A 21,013-nucleotide genomic window follows, 5' to 3' on the forward strand; every position below is an offset into this window, starting at 1 on the left:
TCCGTCACCGATAGTCCGTTAATTGATCGCCAAGCGTTGCATAAATTGGTTCACCGGCATTTGTTCTAATTCGGTTTGATCAAGTGATAGCGCCATAATTGAATCGACCTGAGCAGAAGGGAACCTTGTTGTAAGGTTGCGCTCAAACTTCGCTTCTAAGACAGGGATTCCCTCTTCGCGTCTGCGACGATGCCCAATCGGATACTCAACAGTCACCTTCTCTGTGCTTGAACCATCGGTAAAGAAAACTTGAATAGCATTGGCTATCGAACGCTTGTCAGACTCTAGATATTCTTGAGTGAATCGCGCATCTTCCTGTACCACCATTTTCGAACGTAGTTGGTCGATCATTGGATTTTCGTTGTGGAATGCATCTTCATAGTGTTCAGCGACCAGATCACCAAATATCAACGGCACAGCAACCATATATTGCAAGCAATGATCTCGGTCAGCTGGGTTTGCGAGATCGCCCTCTTTTGAAATGATTCGAATCGCTGACTCATGCGTCGTTAACTCAATACGTTCAATTTGATCGAGACGATCTTTTATTTGTGGATGCAATGTGACCGCACATTCGACCGCAGTTTGAGCATGAAACTCCGCTGGAAATGAAATCTTAAACAGTACATTTTCCATAACATAGCTATCGAACGCTTGGTTAACTTTAAAGGACTCTCCTTTGAAAAGTACGTCGTAATAGCCCCAATTGGGCGCAGTTAACACCGTTGGAATTCCCATTTCACCTTTCATGGTAATCATTGCGAGACGCACTGCGCGAGAAGTCGCATCTCCCGCAGCCCATGACTTACGCGAACCTGCGTTGGGTGAATGGCGATAGGTTCGCAACGAACATCCATCAACCCAAGCTTGTGACACCGCATCGATCACCTGATCTTTGGTGCCACCAAGCATTCGAGTAACAACCGCTGTCGAGGCAACCCTGACTAAAAGCACATGATCTAACCCTACTCGGTTGTAACTATTTTCAATTGCGAGGACGCCCTGAATTTCATGAGCTTTAATCATCGCGGTTAACACGTCACGCATGGTTAGTGGTTGCTCACCTTGAGAAACAGCGACCCGACTTAGGTAATCAGCCGTTGCAAGGATGCCACCCAAGTTATCCGATGGATGACCCCATTCCGCTGCAAGCCAGGTGTCATTAAAGTCGAGCCAACGGATCATACAGCCGATATTGAAGGCAGCCGTTACCGGATCTAGCTCGTGAGAAGTACCCGGTACTCGAGCACCATTCAATACCGTTGTCCCCGGTACAATCGGCCCTAAATGCTTGGTGCACTCTGGGAATCGTAATGCCAACAGGCCGCAACCTAGTGTGTCAATAAGGCAGTTTCTCGCGGTGTTATATGCTTCATTAGATGTTATGTCGTGATTACAAACATATTCCGCGATATCAATTAGCAACTGGTCTGGCTGCGGGCGTTGGTTAAATTCTACATTTTGGCTCATATCGATATATTCCTATGGATTCTAATTATTAGTTCAATGTATTAACGCTGCTCTATAGGCAACCAAGCTTGTGGATCTGGCCCCGTATAATCGGCACTTGGGCGAATAATTCGATTGTTCGCTCGCTGTTCAAATACATGAGAAGTCCACCCAGTTAAACGGCTCATCACAAAAATCGGGGTAAATAATTTGGTTGGAATGCCCATAAAGTGATAGGCCGATGCATGGAAGAAGTCGGCGTTGCAAAATAGGTCTTTCTCGCGCTTCATTACCTGCTCAACCCGCTCTGAAACGGCGTATAGCACCGAGTCTCCTTGCTCGTCAGACAACAATTTCGACCAATGTTTGATTAACGCATTTCTTGGGTCGGATTCTCGATATATTGCATGACCAAAGCCCATCACTAGCTCTTTGCGTTCTAAGCGAGCAAGTAATTCAGCTTCAGCTTGTTCGGGGGTTTGCCAAGGTTCAATCATGGCCATCGCTGCTTCATTAGCACCGCCATGAAGGGGACCGCGCAATGTGCCGATCGCAGCAGAGACGCACGAGTGGATATCGGATAGTGTGGATGCACACACACGTGCCGCAAAAGTCGAGGCATTGAATTCATGTTCAGCGTACAGAACAAGTGAGCAATGCATGACTTTACGATGCAATTCACTCGGCGTTGCATCGGAGAGTAAACGGAGAAAGTAACCACCCGTAGTCTCTTCAGTTTGATCAAATGTATCGACACGTATACCAAAGTGAGAAAAGCGATACCAATAGCAGATGATCGCAGGAAACAGTGCCAACATCCTTTCACTAGCGTGCAGTTGGTGATCAAATGACTCTTCTATTTCGATGTTACCGAGCATAGAACATCCCGTCCGCAATACATCCATTGGATTCGCACTGGCAGGTATTCGCTCGAGTACATCGATGAGTGGTTGAGGTAAGCCTCTTAAGTTTTGAAGGTGTTTACAGTACTCATCGAGTTCGTGGCTATTGGGTAAATGACCACGAAGGAGCAAATGTGCTACTTCTTCAAATGTTGCATTGTTTGCTAGGTCGGTAATGTCGTAGCCGCGGTATGTAAGTCCAGTTCCAGATTGACCAACTGTACATATTGCGGTTTCACCTGCGCTTTGGCCGCGCAAGCCCGCCCCGCCTATTGCTTTATAAGGCATGGTTATCTCCTTTTGATCGCTGCGCTTAAGTGACTGATTGTCGTCGTCTCTTTGGACGAGCCTCTATGGGCAAAGTCGCGTTGATCGATTCACGTTATTAGATGTATTTGAACTATTTTTGTCAGTTCGTGGAGCTAGTTAAGATTTGTATAACTGATCAAGCTTATCCTCATATTGGTGATAGTTGAGATATTCGTAGAGCTCTGATCGCGTTTGCATTTGGTCAACTACGTCACGTTGATGTCCTTCACTTAGTAATGATTGATAAACCTGTTCAGCCGCTCGATTCATGGCTCTAAACGCACTCAATGGATAAAGCACCATATCAACACCAACTCTGGCCAGTTCCGTTGATGAATACAAAGGTGTTTGTCCAAATTCGGTAATATTGGCAAGAATTGGCACTGGACGACCAATAGCGGAATCAAGTGCTTCCTTGAATTGTTGATATTGCTCGAGTTGATTAATCGCTTCAGGAAAAACCATATCAGCACCTGCCTCGACATAAGCAACTGCTCGCTCTATCGCTTTATCTATGCCTTCAATTGCGAGAGCGTCCGTTCGAGCCATCATAACGAAACTGTCATCGTGTCTTGCATCAACAGCAGCTCTGATGCGATCACACATCTCTTGAGTACTGACTACGGCTTTGTTTGGTCGGTGGCCACATCGTTTTTGAGCAACTTGATCTTCCATATGAACCGCTGCGGCGCCCGCTTTCTCCATCATTCTAATGGTACGAGCAATGTTAAATGCACCACCAAAACCCGTGTCGATATCAACTAGAAGTGGCAACGTCGACGCATTAGTTACTCTATCAACATCAGCTACCACATCATTCAACGTGGTGATTCCTAAATCGGGTAATCCGTATGACGCATTGGCGATACCACCACCAGAAAGGTATATAGCGTTATGGCCCAGTTGTTCTGCCATCATTGCGCAATAGGGATTAATCGCACCGACAATTTGTAGCGGGTTATTGTCGACAATTGCCTGTCTAAATTTTTGTCCGGGAGTCACTGACATCACCTTCTCCTAATTAGAGGATTCATTGTTTAAATCAAGTTCAATCAATTTTCTGCTTGCCGCGATATGACGACGCATGAGCATTTCAGCTAACTCTTGATCGTGTTGAGAAATGGCATGAAGTATATTTTCATGCTCTCGAAGTGCTTCTTGGGGATCGGTTACCGCTCGTGGAGATTGATAGCGAAACATTCGCAACTGCTGGTAGAGTTCGTCACATAGCAAAGTGATAAGGTGTTGGTTGCCGCTTGCTTTTATAACCAAGTAATGGAAGTCGAAATTGCCATCTTGTTGCAAGTAGCGTTGTCCTCCATTTTGATTAAGGTGTTCGCGGTGCGATTGCAGTAGTTGCGTTAACTCCGCTAATTGTTCATCAGAGATGTTCTTTGCAGCTAACCGTGCTGCCATTCCTTCTAATGCTTCACGTACCGAGTAAAGCTCGATTAATTTTTCACTGGTGAGCTCAATAACACGAGCGCCAACATGTGGAATTCTTTCGATTAACCCCAACCCTTCTAGTCTCATTAACGCTTCTCGCAATGGGCCACGACTTACAGCAAGACGCTTTGCTAGCTCCGGTTCAGAGATTTTACTACCAGAAGGAATTTCTCCTTGAACGATGGCATCGACTAAGTATTCGGTAAGATGTTCCGATTTGGTGTTCTCTTTTTCACTTTCCTGGTTTCTTTGTTTTTTTATTGGTTTCAATTCGCCCATCATATTTGGTACCTGTCCTCAATGCGTGCAACAAGCATAATCGGTTAGATTGTCGACAATCAATACTATTGTCGACAATCTAGACTAAGGTCTAAAATAAAACTGGCTGAATTAGCGTAATAAGGGGGAATGTCGCACCTAAAGTCTTATAAATTAAATCTCATGAAGTGACATTGTTGACAATATTAAAGGAAAATTAAAAGAAGGGAGTAAAGCTATTCACCGTTATTGATTGACTAAAACCGACTATTTTTTCGATAGACTAAACACATGTTGGTACATAATTGCCAACATGTGTTTAAAGGAGAGTTGCGTTAACTTTTCGGGATTTATTGATTCACATATTCTCTAAAGCGCGCTTGAGTTTGCGCATCAGCTTTGTGATACCAGAATAGCAACATCTCTTCTGCAGTATTCCCGTTTTCGGGAGTGCTACTGCTCTGAGAGGTTGTAGCGTTATCTAACGCAACATTTGTCGTTGTTAATGTTCCTGGGGCTGGAGCAACAACAGTCGAGCTACTACCAAAAGGGGCAATAACTGCAACGCCACGACCTTTCCTATTATAATCTTCTGCTTCACGACTGTAATTTCTTGAGATTTGTACACCACCTTTAATCAATACATCTTCGACAACGGCAATTGGTGCACCACTTTTATCATTCAGAGACCAGTGAAGGTTTTCAATATCGGCTTCGGCTTGATCGACATTTTTATAGCTAGGAAAATCAAACGTTAGCTCGGTATTAGTCGCTTCAAAACGTGCAATAATGGCTTTACTTGATACTGTCACCGTTCGTTCTTGACCATCTACCTCAGCGTCAAAGTAAGGTTCATATTTAAATACAATTTGACTGACACCATCGGGTAAATTAACCGTACGCTCCGATGACAAAAACCCTTTACTGGTTATGTCTGGGGAACTCGCATTCACTGAAAGGATACTGACTGTGTCATCGGTTTTTATTGTCACTTCAGCATTTACGATTGCACTACAACTTGCGATTAGCGCACCAATAATAATTTTCCGTAGTTTCATGAATTTATCCAAACTAGTTTAATAACTCTTAACCTATCCAAGCTCACCATATTATCAGAAAACTGCAAAGCTCCCTGTGAGACTTACATAAATTGAGAGTTATATACTCATATTCAATGTCAATTGATAACGATATTCTTTACTCTTCAAGCGAAACTCTTCGTGAACACTAGGAGTCCAAGAATCATCACCACCAACGCCCATATGACAATGATCTAGCCTCACCCAACAAATTCCGTCGTCAATAAGCTCGTTGGTATGGTTAGCGAGAGTTAAGTTTTCCAGACTGTAACGACTCACCTGTAATTGATGTATTCCACTGACCATTAATTTCCCAATAGAACTCCAACGAACATCACAACGCAGACCATTATCCGTAGGGAATATGTAAGGGGTATGCATTTCACTTAATGATACCGTGTAATTTCCGATCTGTGCTGATGCTTTGCGGTCAGGGTAATTTTCATGGGGCCCACGACCATACCAATTGACAGATTCAGGTTGGCGGTTCAATCCCAGTTCGACCCCGACCCTAGGTAATGAGGGTAATGAAGGCGCTGGCAAAACCTTAATATCAAAACTGATGTCACCGTTTGATTCAATCGTCGTTTCCCACTGGGTAACCAGCATAAGTTCAGATTCAAAATGATAATGATGTTCACTCACTATTTTTACCGCAAAAGGCGTAACGTAATGAGTTAACAGTTTACCTTGATGTTGCCAATCGCCAATACCAGCGTTCGACCAAACGGCAATCCATGAATTAGGGTCGAGAAAATTGGCTTCACTGGTGCCGATATCGTTATCGAGAGGTGCTCGATAGAAGTTATCATGAATTGGAGATGCGAGTTGTGGTTCGCCGTTGACTGTCCACTGTTCAATTCGTCCCGTTGAAGTAGAGAATATAACTTTCTGGCGACCATTTATAACAATCAGAGATGTGTTATCTTTTACAACCTCAAATGAGTCTGTTGCCAATTTTGGTATTGGTGCTTGAAGCCTTTCAACCTTGCTATATGGAAATTGCTGTTGTGAGATAATATGCCCAGCTTCGCTCCAATTCGTCGCAACACTTTTTATCACACTAACTTCAACAAAATACTCTTTGCCCACCACATAGGTACAATTAAAATCGGGAACGTTTAAGGTGATCGTTTGTTGTGCCGAAAGTTCTAAATCAAGACTAATCGATGATAATTCATGTCCATTCTCAAGTAGACGCCAACGCACTTGTTCATCAATCGAATCAGTAAATAGATATTCGCTGGTAATCGAGACAGTAAAAGGATCCGACGCCACTAACTCAATTTGATGAAACTGCTGACATTGCTTCGCTTCATATAGTGTTGGATGCGGCGTTCGATCTGGAAAAATCAAACCATTGATACAAAACTGTCTATCGTTGATTTCATCGCCAAAGTCTCCACCATATGCCCAATATTTTTGACCGTTTTCGTCGACCTTGGTAATTCCTTGGTCAACCCAATCCCAGATAAATCCACCTTGAAGCCGAGGATACTCACGAAACGCTTGCCAATAGTCTTCAAAGCTGCCGAGACTATTTCCCATTGCGTGCGCATATTCACACAGAATCAACGGCCGAGTTTCGTCAGGTAGTGATATCCACTTTTTGATCGCGATTTTTGGCACCACATCGGGCGCATCGGGCAAAAGTTGGTCAGTTTCTACTCGGGCATACATCGGTGCGATGATATCGGTAGCAGCAGTAGCCGAACCTCCCCCTTCATATTGTACAGGTCGAGATGGATCGCGCTGTTTGATCCATTGGTATAAGGCGTGATGGTTGCTTCCAATTCCCGATTCGTTACCCAGCGACCAAATAATAATTGAAGGGTGATTCTTGTCTCTTTCGACCATTCTAGTTACTCGCTCGCTATAAGCATGCAACCAACTGGTGTCATTGGATAGTCGAGACATTGGAAACTGACCATGAGTTTCAATATTGGCTTCATCAACCACATAGAGACCATATTCATCACACAGCTCATAACACAAAGACTGATTTGGATAATGCGCGGTGCGAACGGCATTAAAGTTGAACTGTTTCATCAATTTGATATCAGCAATCATAGAATCTCGATCCACCGCGTGACCAAGCTCAGGATGATGTTCGTGACGATTGACGCCGCGAATCAGTAGCGACTTACCATTTAAAGTGAGCAAACCACTCGTAATTTCAACTTTGCGAAAGCCTATGTTGTAAGCTTCACAATCAAGAGTATTTCCTTGACCGTCTTTGAGGGCAATCACGATGCGGTATAAGCTAGGGGACTCCGCACTCCATTTTGAAGGGTTTGCCACGCGAATATCGTGGAAGGCTTTGTCTGCCCAACGCCCTTTTTCATCGACGTAGCGAGTGTTGGGCATTGCTGACACAGGTTCAATGATCGTGTTTCCAGCCCTGTCGTATAAACTGACTTCGACTCTGTGGTTATCACTCACATTGGCAATATGTGTTTCAACCTTTAACTGCGCATCTCGATACAACGCATCTAGGTCTGTTTTAATATCAATATCAAACAAATATGATGTTGCTTTATGCGTTAGGGTAACATCACGAAATATTCCGCTGAGCCACCACATATCTTGATCTTCTAAATATGAACCGTCCGACCAACGCATGACCATCAGGGTGATTTGGTTTTCTCCATCAACAAGAAATGTGTTTAGGTCGAATTCGGTTGGTAAGCGACTGTCTTGACCATACCCTACCCATTCACCATTACACCAGAGATGGAATGCTGAATTCACTCCTTCAAACGTGACAATGTCACTCCCTTCTTGGAACTTATATTTGAATTTATGCCGATAGACCCCTGTTGGGTTCTGAGATGGAACCATTGGTGGCGTATCAGCAAAGGGGTATTTTATGTTGGTATAAATCGGATGATCAAAGCCTTGAAGTTGCCAATTACTTGGTATCGTAATAGATTCCCATCCGCTGTCGTCACACTCTCTACTTACCTGTTCAGCTACCACGGATTCTGGCTGATCAAACAACTTAAATTTCCATTCGCCATTTAAACTGATTTGATTACTTGCCGTTTTACTCAAGGTATCATTTTGCAACGCTTCTACTTCATCACAGTAACCATGATAAACAGCGTGCGCGTTAATCGCGTTTCGTTGAGTAACATTCTGATTTTCCCAATCTCTTGCGGCAATGATGGAGCTGAAATCTTTCATCGATGAATGACCTTTTGTGGTGACTTATTAGAATAGATGAATCCGAGTGTAGAACGAAAAATTAATAGTACGATGCTATCAATGGTAACGTTTACATTAATTCCGATAAATTATCAAAATAGCCAGTTAACAACTGAGAGCAACGTTAGATTTTCTAGCAAAGTAAGTCGAGTTTCCTTGAAATATAACCTCTTTCGACTTTATAAATTGCATATGCTATTATCTATAAATCGAAATTGATTTCTTGTAGGTTAGCGATGACATTACTTTATACGTTTCTATTTTTTCTAATTGTGATGGCTTTAATGGCTATTGGCGTAATGATGAAGCGCAAAGCAATACAGGGCAGCTGTGGTGGGTTGGCAAATGTAGATGTAGATAGGTTGTGTAATTGTGAAACGGTTTGTGAAGAGCATGACGTTGAGAAGCAGCTATATCAAATAGAAGAACCCAGTAAGCCAACCGAGTAAACGATTGACCTACCTATTTCAAGCGTTCTTCATTACGCTTCTTTATTTCGAAAACCAATTTTCACCGAACCATTATCATGAAACCAAAGCGCTTCATTACGACGCCGAGCAATCAATATTGGCCCATCGTCATAAAATAGAAAGTTCTTCCAATGTTGCTTAAATACTTTCCATTTGGTTTCAATGACGTTGTATTTTTCATAACAGAAATAGACCGTCACATCATCCTGCCAGTTTATGTGTTCTAAAACCGCCAAAGGCAATGCCGCATCGTCCCCTTCCCACTCCTGCATCCAGTTGACTTCATTTGACCAGTTGGCCAATTTCATCGGCCAATCCGATTGAGCTAACCTTTCAGCATCAGGGCTTGAATCACTGACATTCTCTTTCCAAAACAAACTCGCGCGTTGTTGAGACATCGGTTTTATTTGTTCTAATGCTTCTGGTGGCAATGGCATTGAAGCATGGGTGAATATCCACTTCCGTGAATATTCTTCAAGTGATATATAAGCCAAACCTATCTCCTAAGATTTTAACCAGCCGTTTTTGACTGCGTCACCGATGATCTTTTGTGCGTATTCCCACAACGTTTGCGAACCAACTTCAATTCGTTGATTCACTGCAATCACTTGATCACGATGAATACCATGTTCTTTCCAACTTTGACCTTGGTTGTGATAATTGAGCAACATTGGCACTAAACGATCAAGTGCTTTGGCAAACTGTGCATCCGCCGTTGCTGCGGCTTCGAACTCTAACCAAAGTTGGTATAGCTCCTCGCCTTGTTCTTGAGGTAACATTCCGAACAAGCGTTTCGCGGCTTTTAGTTCTTCGTCTTCTTGGGTTGCCGACGCAACAGCATCGTAAACAAATGTATCACCTGCATCAATTTCTACTACATCATGAATCAGTAACATCTTAACTACGCGCGCTATCTCTACGGGACGATTGGCATGCTCTTCCAATAACACAGCCATCAATGCAACGTGCCAACTGTGTTCAGCGCTGTTCTCTTCACGTCCGCCTGCAGATTTCACTCTAGTACGGCGTAAAACTGATTTAAGCTGATCCAGCTCCATCACCAACTCGAGTTGTTTTTCTAAATTTTTGTTCAAACGTTATTCCTCGTTTGGTTTCCAATTTGGGTTAATTAATGCGGTTAAATTATGGTCTTCCCATTTCCCATTAATTAATAAATATTCTTTTGCAAATCCTTCTTCAACGAACCCGTTACAATGTAACACATTTGAACTACGTTTGTTTCTCGGCATATAAGCAGCATTGATTCTATGCATATGTTGTTCTTCGAACATATACTCACACGCCAATTTTAAAGCTGCGGTCATGATACCTTTTCCAACTGCAGCAGCAGCCAAAGAGTATCCAACATTGCATGAATAAACAGGAAAACGGACTAATTGACTGAATGAAATGGTCCCGACCATCTTATTGTCAACAAACACAAGCAGGTAAAAACCCAAGCCTATTTTATGTAATTCAGCTAACTTAATTAAGCGTTGCGACCATGACGCAGGGCTATAAAAAACCCCTTCTCGTTCTGGTTCCCACGGTTTTAAGTGGTCTCGATTGGTAATAAAATAACTACTAATTCTCGATGCATCATCCAAACGCGCATCACGAACGATTACATTACCATCGGTTAAATAGACATGCCCAGCGGTCATCTTACGTTAAACCTCTTTACCATTTATCGATAAATTGTGTTCTAACTCGAGACTAAGACTTATTGATGCCATAATCACGCAGTTTATTGGCAATTGAAGTATGAGAAACCCCCAATCGTTTCGCGAGTTTTCGACTCGACGGAAAAGATTGATACAGCTTATCCAATATTTTTGACTCATAATCACTCATGATTGTGTCGAGTGTACCTTCCAAGTTTAACTGCAATGCAGCAGCGGCCTCACTTTCTACGCTCGGTAATTGAAAATGCTCAATATTCATCGCTTGGTCATCGACTTCAGTTAATGCTCTGAGTACCGAGTTCTCCAACTGACGAATGTTGCCTGGCCAAGGGTAATACGCCAGTTGCTCAAATAGCTCGGTACTAATTTGGGGTTTTAGCATCCCCAGTACTTTACAATGCTTAGCAACAAATAATTCGACTAAAGGTTGAATATCGCTCGGTCGGTCTTTTAATGTGGGAATCTTAAGAGTCAATACATTAAGGCGGTAATAGAGATCTTCACGAAACTGTCCCGATTCGGCCAATAATGCAAGATCATGCCGAGTAGAGGCAATGACTCTAACATTGAACTGAAGTTCCTGTTCTTCACCGACACGACGAAATGAGCCGTCTTGTAGAAAGCGGAGTAACTTGCTCTGCAAATGCGGTGACATCTCACCGATTTCATCGAGAAATACTGTGCCACCGTCGGCTTGCTCGAAAATTCCTTTATGGCCTTGCTGATGATTAAACGACCCGGGAGCATGACCAAACAATTCCGTTTCAGCCACATCATCAGGCATCGATGCACAGCTCAGAACCAAGAATGGTGCATTTGCGCGTTCAGAACGGTTATGGCAAGCTTTGGCTAACATTTCCTTGCCAGTACCCGTATCGCCCTCTATCAATAAAGGCTGTTCCAATAGCGCGAGTTTTTTAGCTTGATTGATTAATGCCTTGTGGCGGTTGGATACCCCAACAAAGTGCTCAAACCCTAAATCATGATGCAAAGGCAATAGACTGTTAACCTCGCCGTGTGCTTGACTCGCACGGAAGATCATCATAATGCTTGCGAGTGTTTTTTCATGGCTGTCGGATTGAATATAAACCGGCATAATTTCAAGACGATAGTCCAGCCCATCTAATACAATATATTCACGCAAGCGAGCTTGATTTCCTTCAAGCCAATCGGTCAGATTAAAAGAGGTAACAAAATTTGAAATCGGCTGTTCAACAATCTCTTGTTCCGATTTGTTGAACAACGCTATAGCTGCACTATTGGCCATATCAATCGTACCTTTTAGGTCGATAGAGAGTACAGCATCGGGTAAGTTATTTAGGAGTGAAACCAATTCAGTATTGTGACGCTCAATCGGCATAAACTGGATTTTTCGTACGTCTTTTACCCCTTGAATTCGACGTATCTGTGTCATTAGTTCGCTGAATGTATCAAAATCGATGTCAGGACAGTTGAGGTAAATTATGCCGACAACATCAATTTCGATTCCTCGTAAATCAATATTACGGCTGGCTAGGAGATCAAGTAGTTCACGGGTTAATCCGAGACGATCTTCGCATATAACTTCTAGACGCACGTCCACCAATCCTTAGGTGTAAGGTAAAGTTGACAGTAGTGTCTATCAAGCCCTTAACTAGGTCAAGGTATCTCATCGCTTATTTAATAAAAATACCCGCATAATCAATCTAAAGCCGATTAACGAACGGGTTATTCTAATCTTCATTTTTTATTGCTAGTAGTATCAGTAACTAACGACTTAACACGGCCAATAATCTGTTTTCGCACATGACCTAATTTAACGTTGCGATCAGGAAACCAGGGTAATGGCCGAAGTAATGTTAGAGCTTGAACACCAAGCCTCGCATTTAAGATACCCACACCAATACCTTGCCCTGCTCGTGCCGACAACTTACTGGCTAAACTGGTCGATAACATGTCCATGCCACTGTCGATTGCCAATTCGGTCACACCGGCAAATGCCATGTTTTTCAGGACGCTTTTAAACAAACGAATTCGCGCCCAATAGCCCAAAGATACCCCATAAATCTCGGAAAGATCATCGACCATTTTCAAGTTTCGCCATGCAACCAGTAACATGTCGGCAATCGCGAGCGGACTTATTGCCACCAGAGCGGCGCTTTCACTGGAATATTTCGAAATGGTTTCAAGTGCAAGCTCATCTTGTTGCTTCATCACAATACTGTCATAGAGATCGAATACTTCCGCATCACTATGAGCCCCGTGCAGCTTGTTTTTCCATTCCGCTAGCTTGACCTTATCGACCGCGTCTTTGCCATTGGTTGCGAGTTTTTCACAAAACTCTTGTGCATGGCCGACACTATTTTGCTCAATGAGTGCTTCAGCTTGTTCTTGCAATGTAAAGTGATGACGTAACTTTCTTAAGGCTATCACTTCTTTCAACAATCTCGCGATACCAAATACTGACAAACCAGCAATAAAGCCCGTCCAGCCCAGACTCAACCAACTTTTGGTGTTAATTGCATCCAATACTAAATCAGTCAATTGCCACGCCAATAGCCCAGTAAACCCTACAGCAAGTAGAGAAACGCCCCATTTCCGAGTGCGACTCGGGCGAATAACGGATGCAACATCACTCAAAGCGGCTTCACTAGCAAGAGAGTCTTGTTCGACAAAGGTTGCCGCTAAATCAAACTCTTTCGACGAAGTCGCCTTAAACGGATCGCCAATGGCTTCATTTTGATTATCCGTTGGTTCTTCAAATATTCGTTCGCGTTTTATATCTTTCATCGTAATTTATCTCCCAATAGAAAATCGAGAACACTATCCATTCTTATATGTGGTAATGGTTCATCATTACTTAGGCGTGGAGGCATAAATGAACGAAAATTAAAGCTATTTTCATCTTTCCAAAAGCTTGGTTCTGGTAGCTTAGGAGGAACATCGCCCGGATAAAGAGTAATACTGTTCCCCTGCTCTGTTCTGCCTCTAAGAGCAAAGTGAGACTCACCATCTGCTTCTATCTTTCCTGATTTCGTTGCTCTAATAGACGCAACACTCGCGCAACTTAACTCAATATCTTGGTAGGCAACTTGCTGCCAAGCTGGGTGGACTAATTGAGTTAACAACGATACCAAGTTCTCATGTTGATCAGGCGTAATATGATCAGCTTTCGTCGCTGCAAAAAGCACTTTATCAATTTTTGGCGAGAATAAACGACCGAGTAGTCCCGTACGTCCATATTTGAAGCTGGTCAAGAGCTGCTCTAAAGCATCACGCATGTCGGAAAAGGCTTCGTCACTGTGGTTTAATGGAGTTAAGCAATCCACGAGTACAATCTGACGGTCAAAGGTCGAAAAATGTTGCTCGTAAAACGCTTTGATGACTTTAGATTGATATTCCTGGTAACGGTTGCGAAGCTTTTGGTAACTTGAATCACGTTGTTGCTCAGATGCCTTTCTATCAAACAGTACTGGGAAAAACTGCAACACAGGTGCTCCAGCAAGCTCTCCGGGTAATACAAAACGCCCAGGCTGAGCCCAATGAAGACCGCTCGTTTTGCATTGATTCAGATATTCTGTGTAACTCTCAGCAACTCGAGTCAATGTCCCATCGTCAACATTTTGGGTAAAATCGAGTTCGTTATAGTGACTAAGCCAATCACTTGCGAGTGTTTTTCTGACACCTTTGATTGCATCGAATTGCTGCTGAGACCACTGTTCAAAACTTTGATTTAACATTGGCAAGTCTAATAACCACTCTCCAGGATAATCAACAATATCAAGATATAGCGTTTTTGTTCTGCCAAACAGACCTTTGGTGCGACTATTCGTGCGGTATTTTAGTGCCAATCTAATCTCACTCACATCTCTTGTCGGCACTGGCCACTGTGGAGGTGTGGATTGCAGTTGAGTCATCGCATCATCATAGTTAAAACTGGGGATCAACATATTCTGTTGAGAAACCCGTTTTGCTCCAATAAGGCGATGTTCTCGTTGAGCATTTAGAAACGGCAAATTCTGATGGGTTGAGGTGTGTAGCAGTTGATTCACTAGCGATGTAATAAATGCGGTTTTACCAGCACGTGATAAACCAGTAACGGCAATCTTAATATTTCCATCTACCGTTCGGTTTAATATGTCTGAAATTTCGTGAGTCAAATCTATCAAGAGGTACGGCTCCTTCGAGAAACAGTTTACGCGCTGAATGTTGTGCTTTGTTATCAACTTTATATGTGGTTCGTCGTTCTCATTTTAAAGTGGCGATAATAAAAGCAGCTACACGTCATCTTGGATTAATTTCACGATCACCAGTAATGCGAGTTCGAGAAGCAATAAGAACGCTCCGCTTAGTAACACATAGCGCTCTGTCAATATCCCAAACCCTTGAAGAAAGAAATCATATCCCACCATTACGGCGAATAACGTAAAAAAACAAAGTTGTAAAAATTTAATAAATTTGACCATGTTAGTACTCGAAACTTGAATAAGTATGTAGATTGTTTCCGAGGATAACATACTAAAAAACAAAGAGCTGCCGTTTCAATGGCAGCTCTATCAGCAAAAAGTAAACGTGGCTAACTAATAAGACTTGCTTACTTATTGGCTTCCATTATTTTCACTTTCCATGTGTCAGGACCAATTTGGTGAGCATTGGCGCCAGTTGAGTCAACTGCAACCGTAACGGGCATATCTTCGACTTCAAACTCGTAAATCGCTTCCATACCGAGTTCTTCAAAGGCAACAACGCGAGCTTTTTTAATCGCTTTAGCCACTAGATACGCAGCTCCGCCTACGGCCATTAAATAAACCGATTTATGTTTCTTGATCGATTCTACTGCCGCCGGTCCACGTTCCGCTTTACCAATCATGCCCATAATACCGACTTGTTCGCCAAGCATAAGGTCGGTAAATTTGTCCATACGAGTTGATGTCGTCGGTCCAGCAGGTCCAACAACTTCGTCGCCAACAGCATCGACGGGACCAACGTAATAGATAAACTTATCTTTCAAATCCACACCATCTGGCAAACTTTCACCATTGGCTAACATGGTTTGAATTCGTTTATGTGCAGCATCACGACCAGTTAAAATTTTACCAGAAAGTAGAACAGTCTCTCCGGTACGCCAAGTTTGTGTTTCTTCGCGAGTCACGGTATTTAAGTTAGCGCGACGTGTATTTGCGCCCGCTTCCCAAGTGATATCTGGCCAATCTTCAAGTTTTGGTGGTGTTAATTCAGCAGGGCCAGATCCGTCTAGAGTGAAGTGAACGTGACGTGTCGCTGCACAGTTTGGAATTAAACAAACGGGTTTAGACGCTGCGTGAGTTGGCGCTGACTTGATTTTTACATCAACAACCGTTGTTAGACCGCCTAAACCTTGCGCACCGATACCCAATTTATTCACACGCTCAAAGATATCTAAACGTAATTCTTCTTCAGCATTTGATGGGCCACGATCAATTAACTCTTGGATATCAATATGTTCCATTAACGATTCTTTAGCTAACACAGCGGCTTTCTCTGCTGTACCGCCGATACCAATACCCAGCATGCCAGGAGGACACCAACCCGCCCCCATTAATGGAAGGGTTTTCTCTACCCATTCAGCAATATCATCGGATGGATTGAGCATCACCATCTTAGTTTTGTTTTCAGAGCCACCACCTTTCGCGGCAATCTGAATTTCAACACTGTTTCCCGGTACCATATTAATATGAACAACCGCAGGTGTGTTGTCCTTAGTATTGATACGCTTACCCGCAGGATCTTTTAACACCGATGCACGAAGTGGATTATCTGGATTGGTATACGCCTGACGAACCCCTTCATCTACCATCTCTTGAACTGTCATATCGCCTTCCCATTGGACATTCATACCAATGTTAACGAAGCAGGTAACAATCCCCGTATCCTGACAGATAGGACGACGCCCTTCTGCGGACATACGTGAGTTAATTAAGATTTGGGCCATGGCATCTTTTGCCGCTTGACTCTCTTCTTTGTGGTAGGCTTTTTCTAGAGCTTGAACGAAATCGAGAGGATGATAATAGGAGATGTACTGAAGCGCATCAGCCACACTGCTGATTACGTCTTCCTTTTTAATTACCGTCATTGCTTGCCTCATTTAATGTGTGATCTACTGTCCGTAGTTTATTATCGTTATAGATTGAATATAATACTTCGCTTCCATCAAAAATAACCATAATGAACGATACGTCGTAGAACTTTATGTTTGTATTTTATGATACCCTTGGTTTTACAATCATTCTACGCAGTCAGCTTACTCTCTGTCACATTTTAAACAAATGATTAACAATAAAAACTTACATTTATCCATTGTCGAAATGGAATACCAGAAAGACTTAGCAACTTCACTTTTCGATAGTTTACAATCTCTCGACTGGTCGATGTTATTACACTCTGCGGCCGATGATCATGTCGATAATCGATACGATATTATTGTTGCAAATCCATGTGCAACATTAACCACTTTTGGTGAAGATACACTGATTGATATCTCTGGTGATACACAATCTAGTCAAACGGACCCTTTTGAACTTATTGCTCAGTTAACCGCCAAGTTCACCCCTTCTGCATCCATTGATTCGGAATTTCCGTTTACCGGTGGAGCTTTGGGTTACTTCGCTTATGATTTGGGGCGCCGAGTTGAACGTATCCCAACTATTGCTGAAAATGATATCGATATGCCGGATATGGCGATTGGCATATATACTTGGGCCATAGTTATTGATCATCAATGTAAAACTGCGCAGTTAGTTGGAGAGAATTTATCAAACGCAAAGCAGTTTATTGACCGACACATCCAATCCAATCAGGAAGCGATTGAATTAGAATTTGCGTTGACCAGTGATTGGACGTCAAATATGACGCCGCAAAGCTACCAGAAAAAATTTGCTAAAATTCATCATTACCTCTTATCAGGAGACTGTTATCAGGTAAATTTAGCACAGCGTTTTATCGCGAATTATCACGGTAGTGAGTGGAAAGCCTATCAGGAATTAGCGACCTCTAATCAGGCGCCGTTTTCTGCATTTCTCCGCCTTCCTCAAGGGGCGGTTCTCAGTGTTTCTCCCGAACGCTTTATTGGGCTAAATAACCGAGTTATAGAAACGAAGCCAATTAAAGGAACCAGACCAAGAAGTGATATCCCGCATCTAGACGAAGCTCATGTCGAAGACCTAAAGAATGCTAAGAAAGATCAGGCTGAGAACCTTATGATTGTCGACTTGTTGCGCAATGATATTGGCCGGGTCGCTTTGCCTGGTTCTGTCTCTGTTCCTAGCCTATTTGATATTGAAAGCTTCCCCGCTGTCCATCACTTAGTGAGTACTATTCGTGCGGAATTGGCTCCTAGCTATCAAGCCACCGATTTATTGCGGGCGTGCTTTCCAGGGGGCTCTATTACTGGTGCACCGAAAGTTCGAGCCATGGAAATAATCGAAGAACTCGAGCCTCATCGTCGGAATGTCTACTGTGGCAGTATTGGCTATATATGTCGGAATGGACAAGTCGATACGAGTATAACCATACGAACCTTGGTTGCGAATAAAGGAAGATTATACGCTTGGGCTGGAGGCGGCCTCGTTGCCGACAGTCAAGTCGATGCCGAATATCAAGAAACTTTTGACAAGTTATCCCGAATCCTGCCGATACTAAGTTATGGTTATCAAGAAAAGGTAGGAAAATGATCTGGAATCGTCACGCTTTTATTCGTCAATTTAGTCTGTCTCAACCACAACTCTATCGTAATCAGTTGCCCAATCGCGATCAGAACCTGCGGAATGCGGCGGTATTGATTGGTCTAGTTGAGCGTGATACTGGATACCACATAATCTTGACTCAAAGAGCAAAGCATTTGCGCCATCACCCTGGTCAAATTAGCTTTCCCGGAGGCAAAGTCGAAGGGTACGATATGAGTCTGAGCGATACTGCGCTTCGTGAAACTTATGAAGAGGTTGGGATAGAAAATGAGCTGATCGACGTTGTCGGTCAACTTCCGCCAATCACAACCGTAACCGGGTTCTCAGTGACACCGATTGTTGGAATAATTGATTCGAATTATGAACTCAACATTGACCACAATGAAGTTGCCGAGGTATTTGAAGTTCCCGCTTCGTACCTACTTAGTCCTCACAATATAAAATCGTTAAGCATTTTACGAAAAAATCGCAGCCATAGTATCTATGCAATCCCCTATCAAAATTACTTAATTTGGGGAGCGACAGCACAAATCATCGACTCACTTCAACGTCACATTCGTATATCGTGAATTACACATCTTTGCCGATCTTATCGTAAGGTAATCGAGTATGGCCGTAACGAATAACCAAAATAGCCAACGCAACAATTAATATCGCTCCCGATAGTCCCAACATTCTCCATGTGTCTAAGTTCTTCATATCTAGCGCCATGTATCGAGCTAACGCAACAATCACAATATAAAGGGGCATTCTCACAGGTAAGCGGCCCGATTTAAGATACAAACCCACCATTGCAAGAACTTCTAAATAGATAAACAGAAGCAGCAGATCGGCTAACGTTACAGCCATCTGGTCAATGATAAATAGCACCTCAGAAATCATCGCTATTACGGTCAATAAACCAATTAATAACAACCCAAGATCTTCGACAATATTGAGAACTTTACCACCATTTTTTTTAAGAATACTCATCGCTACCACTTTCCTTTGAAAATACTATGGCCATCCTAGCCACTTAATAAGACATTTTAACGATAACCAATTGAAAAGCTTTCGTAAATCTCTAAATAAATAAAAGCCTTACTAATGCTCCGTTTTAACAAAGAGGATTTAAGGCTATTCTTTTACAACAACGTTTTTCTACATAGTAAGGATACCTAATGATTAAAATCGGCGACAAGATTCCTGCAACTCCCGTAAGCCAACTGACAACAGAAGGCATGGCTAACCATAATCTCAATGAGTTATTTGCAGAGAAAAAAGTGGTGCTATTTGCGGTTCCTGGTGCTTACACTCCAACTTGCTCTGAGTCTCACTTACCTGGCTACGTAGTTTTAGCCGACCAAATAAAAGACAAAGGCGTGGATCTTATCGCATGCATTTCAGTCAATGATGCGTTTGTAATGAAATCTTGGGGAGAAGCCCAGAACGCGGATGAAATCATGATGCTCGGTGATGGAGATGCCAGTTTTACCAAAGCTCTTGGTTTAGATATGGATACTGCAACTTTTGGCGGTGTGCGTTCTCAGCGTTACGCTATGGTCATTGAAAACGGAGTGGTCACCACGTTAAATGTAGAACCAGAAAAGTCATTTGGAGTGAGTAAAGCTGAAGAGATAATTAAGAGTCTGTAATCTTATGCTTCAAACCAATAACGCGCCTTTCGGCGCGTTATTCTATTGTTCTGTAACATATTCATTAGCCGCCAATAGCTTCTTTTTCTTTCTTGTTTTTATTACCCAATATAAGTATCCGACAATGGTTAAATTGATTGCCAAAACAACGTAGCTAAGAATTGATGGTGATGTCACACACTCATAAAGTTCAAATGGAATATAAATACTACCACTGATAAACGAAAACCATTCCGTCCAAAGATATTGGTTCCACAACCCATACGCTTCAACGATCCTTATTAAGCCATATAGGAATACTAAGGCGATAACAACCTGCAAGTTGCCCGGTGTGATCATTTCCGCTTTATGAGCTAACTTAGTAACGTGCTGGTTTTCGCGACTAATATTTATTGTTTCTGCGATGTCATAAATCAGTTCCGGAATGTTCTGACCGGCGAGAACATAGATTCCATAACATGCCAAGAATGCGAGCGCAGCCCTCGCCATCGCAAATAATGCGACCGCTTTTACGCCTTTGTATTCTTGTTTACCCTTCATACAGTATGTGCCTCTTCTTCCATTTAGTTTTAACGCTAACCTTGCAACATTCATGTCGAATAGGCTAAAGACTCTGTTGTCAGTATGACAATTAATATACCAATAAGTTTAGTCCCTTAATTCCCATTAAGGCGAACCATATGGTGATATACATAAAAGCAACGGCTTTTATCATCAAAAATCACTATTGATAATACTATAGTTATTCCTGATATTTCTCGACCCTCGATTGAAGTAACCATGAATTTTATATGGATTTGTCTCACAACTCAGATCCGCCGATTATCTATTAACCACAATTGACTCGATATCGAAAAGAAATCACGGCTAAATT

Annotated in this window: 20 protein-coding genes; 4 read left to right on the top strand and 16 right to left on the bottom strand. The window is 42.6% G+C overall.

Going from position 1 to position 21,013, the window contains the following annotated elements:
* Positions 1 to 18: 18 nt before the first annotated feature.
* The 6 genes from ACXJY6_RS12410 to ACXJY6_RS12435 all read right to left on the bottom strand — a co-directional run bounded on the left by ACXJY6_RS12410 (position 19) and on the right by ACXJY6_RS12435 (position 8,629).
* Positions 19 to 1,470, bottom strand: a complete 1,452-nt coding sequence (locus ACXJY6_RS12410; protein ID WP_458768546.1) for a bifunctional 2-methylcitrate dehydratase/aconitate hydratase — start codon at positions 1,468 to 1,470, stop codon at positions 19 to 21.
* 41 nt (positions 1,471 to 1,511) lie between these two features.
* Entirely contained in the window at positions 1,512 to 2,639 is a 1,128-nt protein-coding gene (gene prpC, locus ACXJY6_RS12415; protein WP_456049877.1) for a bifunctional 2-methylcitrate synthase/citrate synthase, read from the bottom strand.
* A 138-nt stretch (positions 2,640 to 2,777) separates the two neighbouring features.
* A complete protein-coding gene (gene prpB / locus ACXJY6_RS12420; protein ID WP_456049878.1) occupies positions 2,778 to 3,668 on the bottom strand; it encodes a methylisocitrate lyase in 891 nt (296 codons plus the stop codon).
* Between the two features lie 9 nt (positions 3,669 to 3,677).
* Positions 3,678 to 4,388: a GntR family transcriptional regulator gene (locus ACXJY6_RS12425; protein WP_458768547.1), complete on the bottom strand. Its 711-nt coding sequence runs from the start codon at positions 4,386 to 4,388 to the stop codon at positions 3,678 to 3,680.
* 326 nt (positions 4,389 to 4,714) lie between these two features.
* Positions 4,715 to 5,422, bottom strand: a complete 708-nt coding sequence (locus ACXJY6_RS12430) for a DUF2057 family protein (protein ID WP_458768548.1) — start codon at positions 5,420 to 5,422, stop codon at positions 4,715 to 4,717.
* A gap of 99 nt (positions 5,423 to 5,521) precedes the next feature.
* Positions 5,522 to 8,629: a beta-galactosidase gene (locus tag ACXJY6_RS12435; RefSeq protein ID WP_458768549.1), complete on the bottom strand. Its 3,108-nt coding sequence runs from the start codon at positions 8,627 to 8,629 to the stop codon at positions 5,522 to 5,524.
* A 257-nt stretch (positions 8,630 to 8,886) separates the two neighbouring features.
* On the opposite strand from ACXJY6_RS12435, the gene nqrM reads away from it, so the two are divergent.
* Entirely contained in the window at positions 8,887 to 9,099 is a 213-nt protein-coding gene (gene nqrM / locus ACXJY6_RS12440) for a (Na+)-NQR maturation NqrM (RefSeq protein WP_458768550.1), read from the top strand.
* Positions 9,100 to 9,131: 32 nt separating this feature from the next.
* On the opposite strand, the gene ACXJY6_RS12445 is transcribed toward nqrM, so the two are convergent.
* The 8 genes from ACXJY6_RS12445 to ACXJY6_RS12480 all read right to left on the bottom strand — a co-directional run bounded on the left by ACXJY6_RS12445 (position 9,132) and on the right by ACXJY6_RS12480 (position 16,896).
* On the bottom strand, positions 9,132 to 9,614 hold the full coding sequence (locus ACXJY6_RS12445) for a DUF2947 domain-containing protein (protein WP_456049883.1): 483 nt from the start codon (positions 9,612 to 9,614) through the stop codon (positions 9,132 to 9,134).
* Between the two features lie 9 nt (positions 9,615 to 9,623).
* Positions 9,624 to 10,178: an HD domain-containing protein gene (locus tag ACXJY6_RS12450; protein WP_458768588.1), complete on the bottom strand. Its 555-nt coding sequence runs from the start codon at positions 10,176 to 10,178 to the stop codon at positions 9,624 to 9,626.
* A gap of 39 nt (positions 10,179 to 10,217) precedes the next feature.
* The gene (locus tag ACXJY6_RS12455; RefSeq protein ID WP_458768551.1) at positions 10,218 to 10,784 is read right to left on the bottom strand and encodes a GNAT family N-acetyltransferase; all 567 of its coding nucleotides are present in this window, start codon (positions 10,782 to 10,784) and stop codon (positions 10,218 to 10,220) included.
* A 52-nt stretch (positions 10,785 to 10,836) separates the two neighbouring features.
* Positions 10,837 to 12,381 (bottom strand): transcriptional regulator TyrR, encoded by a 1,545-nt coding sequence (tyrR, locus tag ACXJY6_RS12460; RefSeq protein WP_456049885.1) that lies wholly within the window; start codon positions 12,379 to 12,381, stop codon positions 10,837 to 10,839.
* Positions 12,382 to 12,524: 143 nt separating this feature from the next.
* Complete coding sequence (locus ACXJY6_RS12465; protein WP_458768552.1) at positions 12,525 to 13,574, bottom strand: YcjF family protein; 1,050 nt, start codon at positions 13,572 to 13,574, stop codon at positions 12,525 to 12,527.
* Entirely contained in the window at positions 13,571 to 14,953 is a 1,383-nt protein-coding gene (locus tag ACXJY6_RS12470; RefSeq protein ID WP_458768553.1) for a YcjX family GTP-binding protein, read from the bottom strand. Before ACXJY6_RS12470 ends, ACXJY6_RS12465 begins: the two co-directional genes overlap by 4 nt.
* 108 nt (positions 14,954 to 15,061) lie before the next feature.
* A complete protein-coding gene (locus tag ACXJY6_RS12475; RefSeq protein WP_456049888.1) occupies positions 15,062 to 15,250 on the bottom strand; it encodes a hypothetical protein in 189 nt (62 codons plus the stop codon).
* A gap of 128 nt (positions 15,251 to 15,378) precedes the next feature.
* Positions 15,379 to 16,896: a fumarate hydratase gene (locus ACXJY6_RS12480; protein ID WP_456049889.1), complete on the bottom strand. Its 1,518-nt coding sequence runs from the start codon at positions 16,894 to 16,896 to the stop codon at positions 15,379 to 15,381.
* Between the two features lie 193 nt (positions 16,897 to 17,089).
* Between ACXJY6_RS12480 and pabB the strand changes: the two genes are divergently transcribed.
* Positions 17,090 to 18,493, top strand: a complete 1,404-nt coding sequence (pabB, locus tag ACXJY6_RS12485) for an aminodeoxychorismate synthase component I (RefSeq protein WP_458768554.1) — start codon at positions 17,090 to 17,092, stop codon at positions 18,491 to 18,493.
* Positions 18,490 to 19,074, top strand: coding sequence for a CoA pyrophosphatase (locus ACXJY6_RS12490; RefSeq protein ID WP_458768555.1), 585 nt, complete (start codon positions 18,490 to 18,492; stop codon positions 19,072 to 19,074). The genes pabB and ACXJY6_RS12490 overlap by 4 nt, the downstream gene beginning before the upstream one ends.
* Before the next feature lies 1 nt (position 19,075).
* Here ACXJY6_RS12490 and ACXJY6_RS12495 read toward each other — a convergent pair whose 3' ends face one another.
* Positions 19,076 to 19,477, bottom strand: coding sequence for a phosphate-starvation-inducible protein PsiE (locus ACXJY6_RS12495; protein ID WP_456049892.1), 402 nt, complete (start codon positions 19,475 to 19,477; stop codon positions 19,076 to 19,078).
* 188 nt (positions 19,478 to 19,665) lie between these two features.
* Between ACXJY6_RS12495 and ACXJY6_RS12500 the strand changes: the two genes are divergently transcribed.
* Entirely contained in the window at positions 19,666 to 20,139 is a 474-nt protein-coding gene (locus ACXJY6_RS12500; RefSeq protein WP_458768556.1) for a peroxiredoxin, read from the top strand.
* A gap of 42 nt (positions 20,140 to 20,181) precedes the next feature.
* Here ACXJY6_RS12500 and ACXJY6_RS12505 read toward each other — a convergent pair whose 3' ends face one another.
* Positions 20,182 to 20,679, bottom strand: coding sequence for a DUF2127 domain-containing protein (locus ACXJY6_RS12505; RefSeq protein WP_458768557.1), 498 nt, complete (start codon positions 20,677 to 20,679; stop codon positions 20,182 to 20,184).
* Between the last annotated feature and the right edge of the window lie 334 nt (positions 20,680 to 21,013).

It is taken from the genome of Vibrio phycocola, assembly GCF_054404255.1.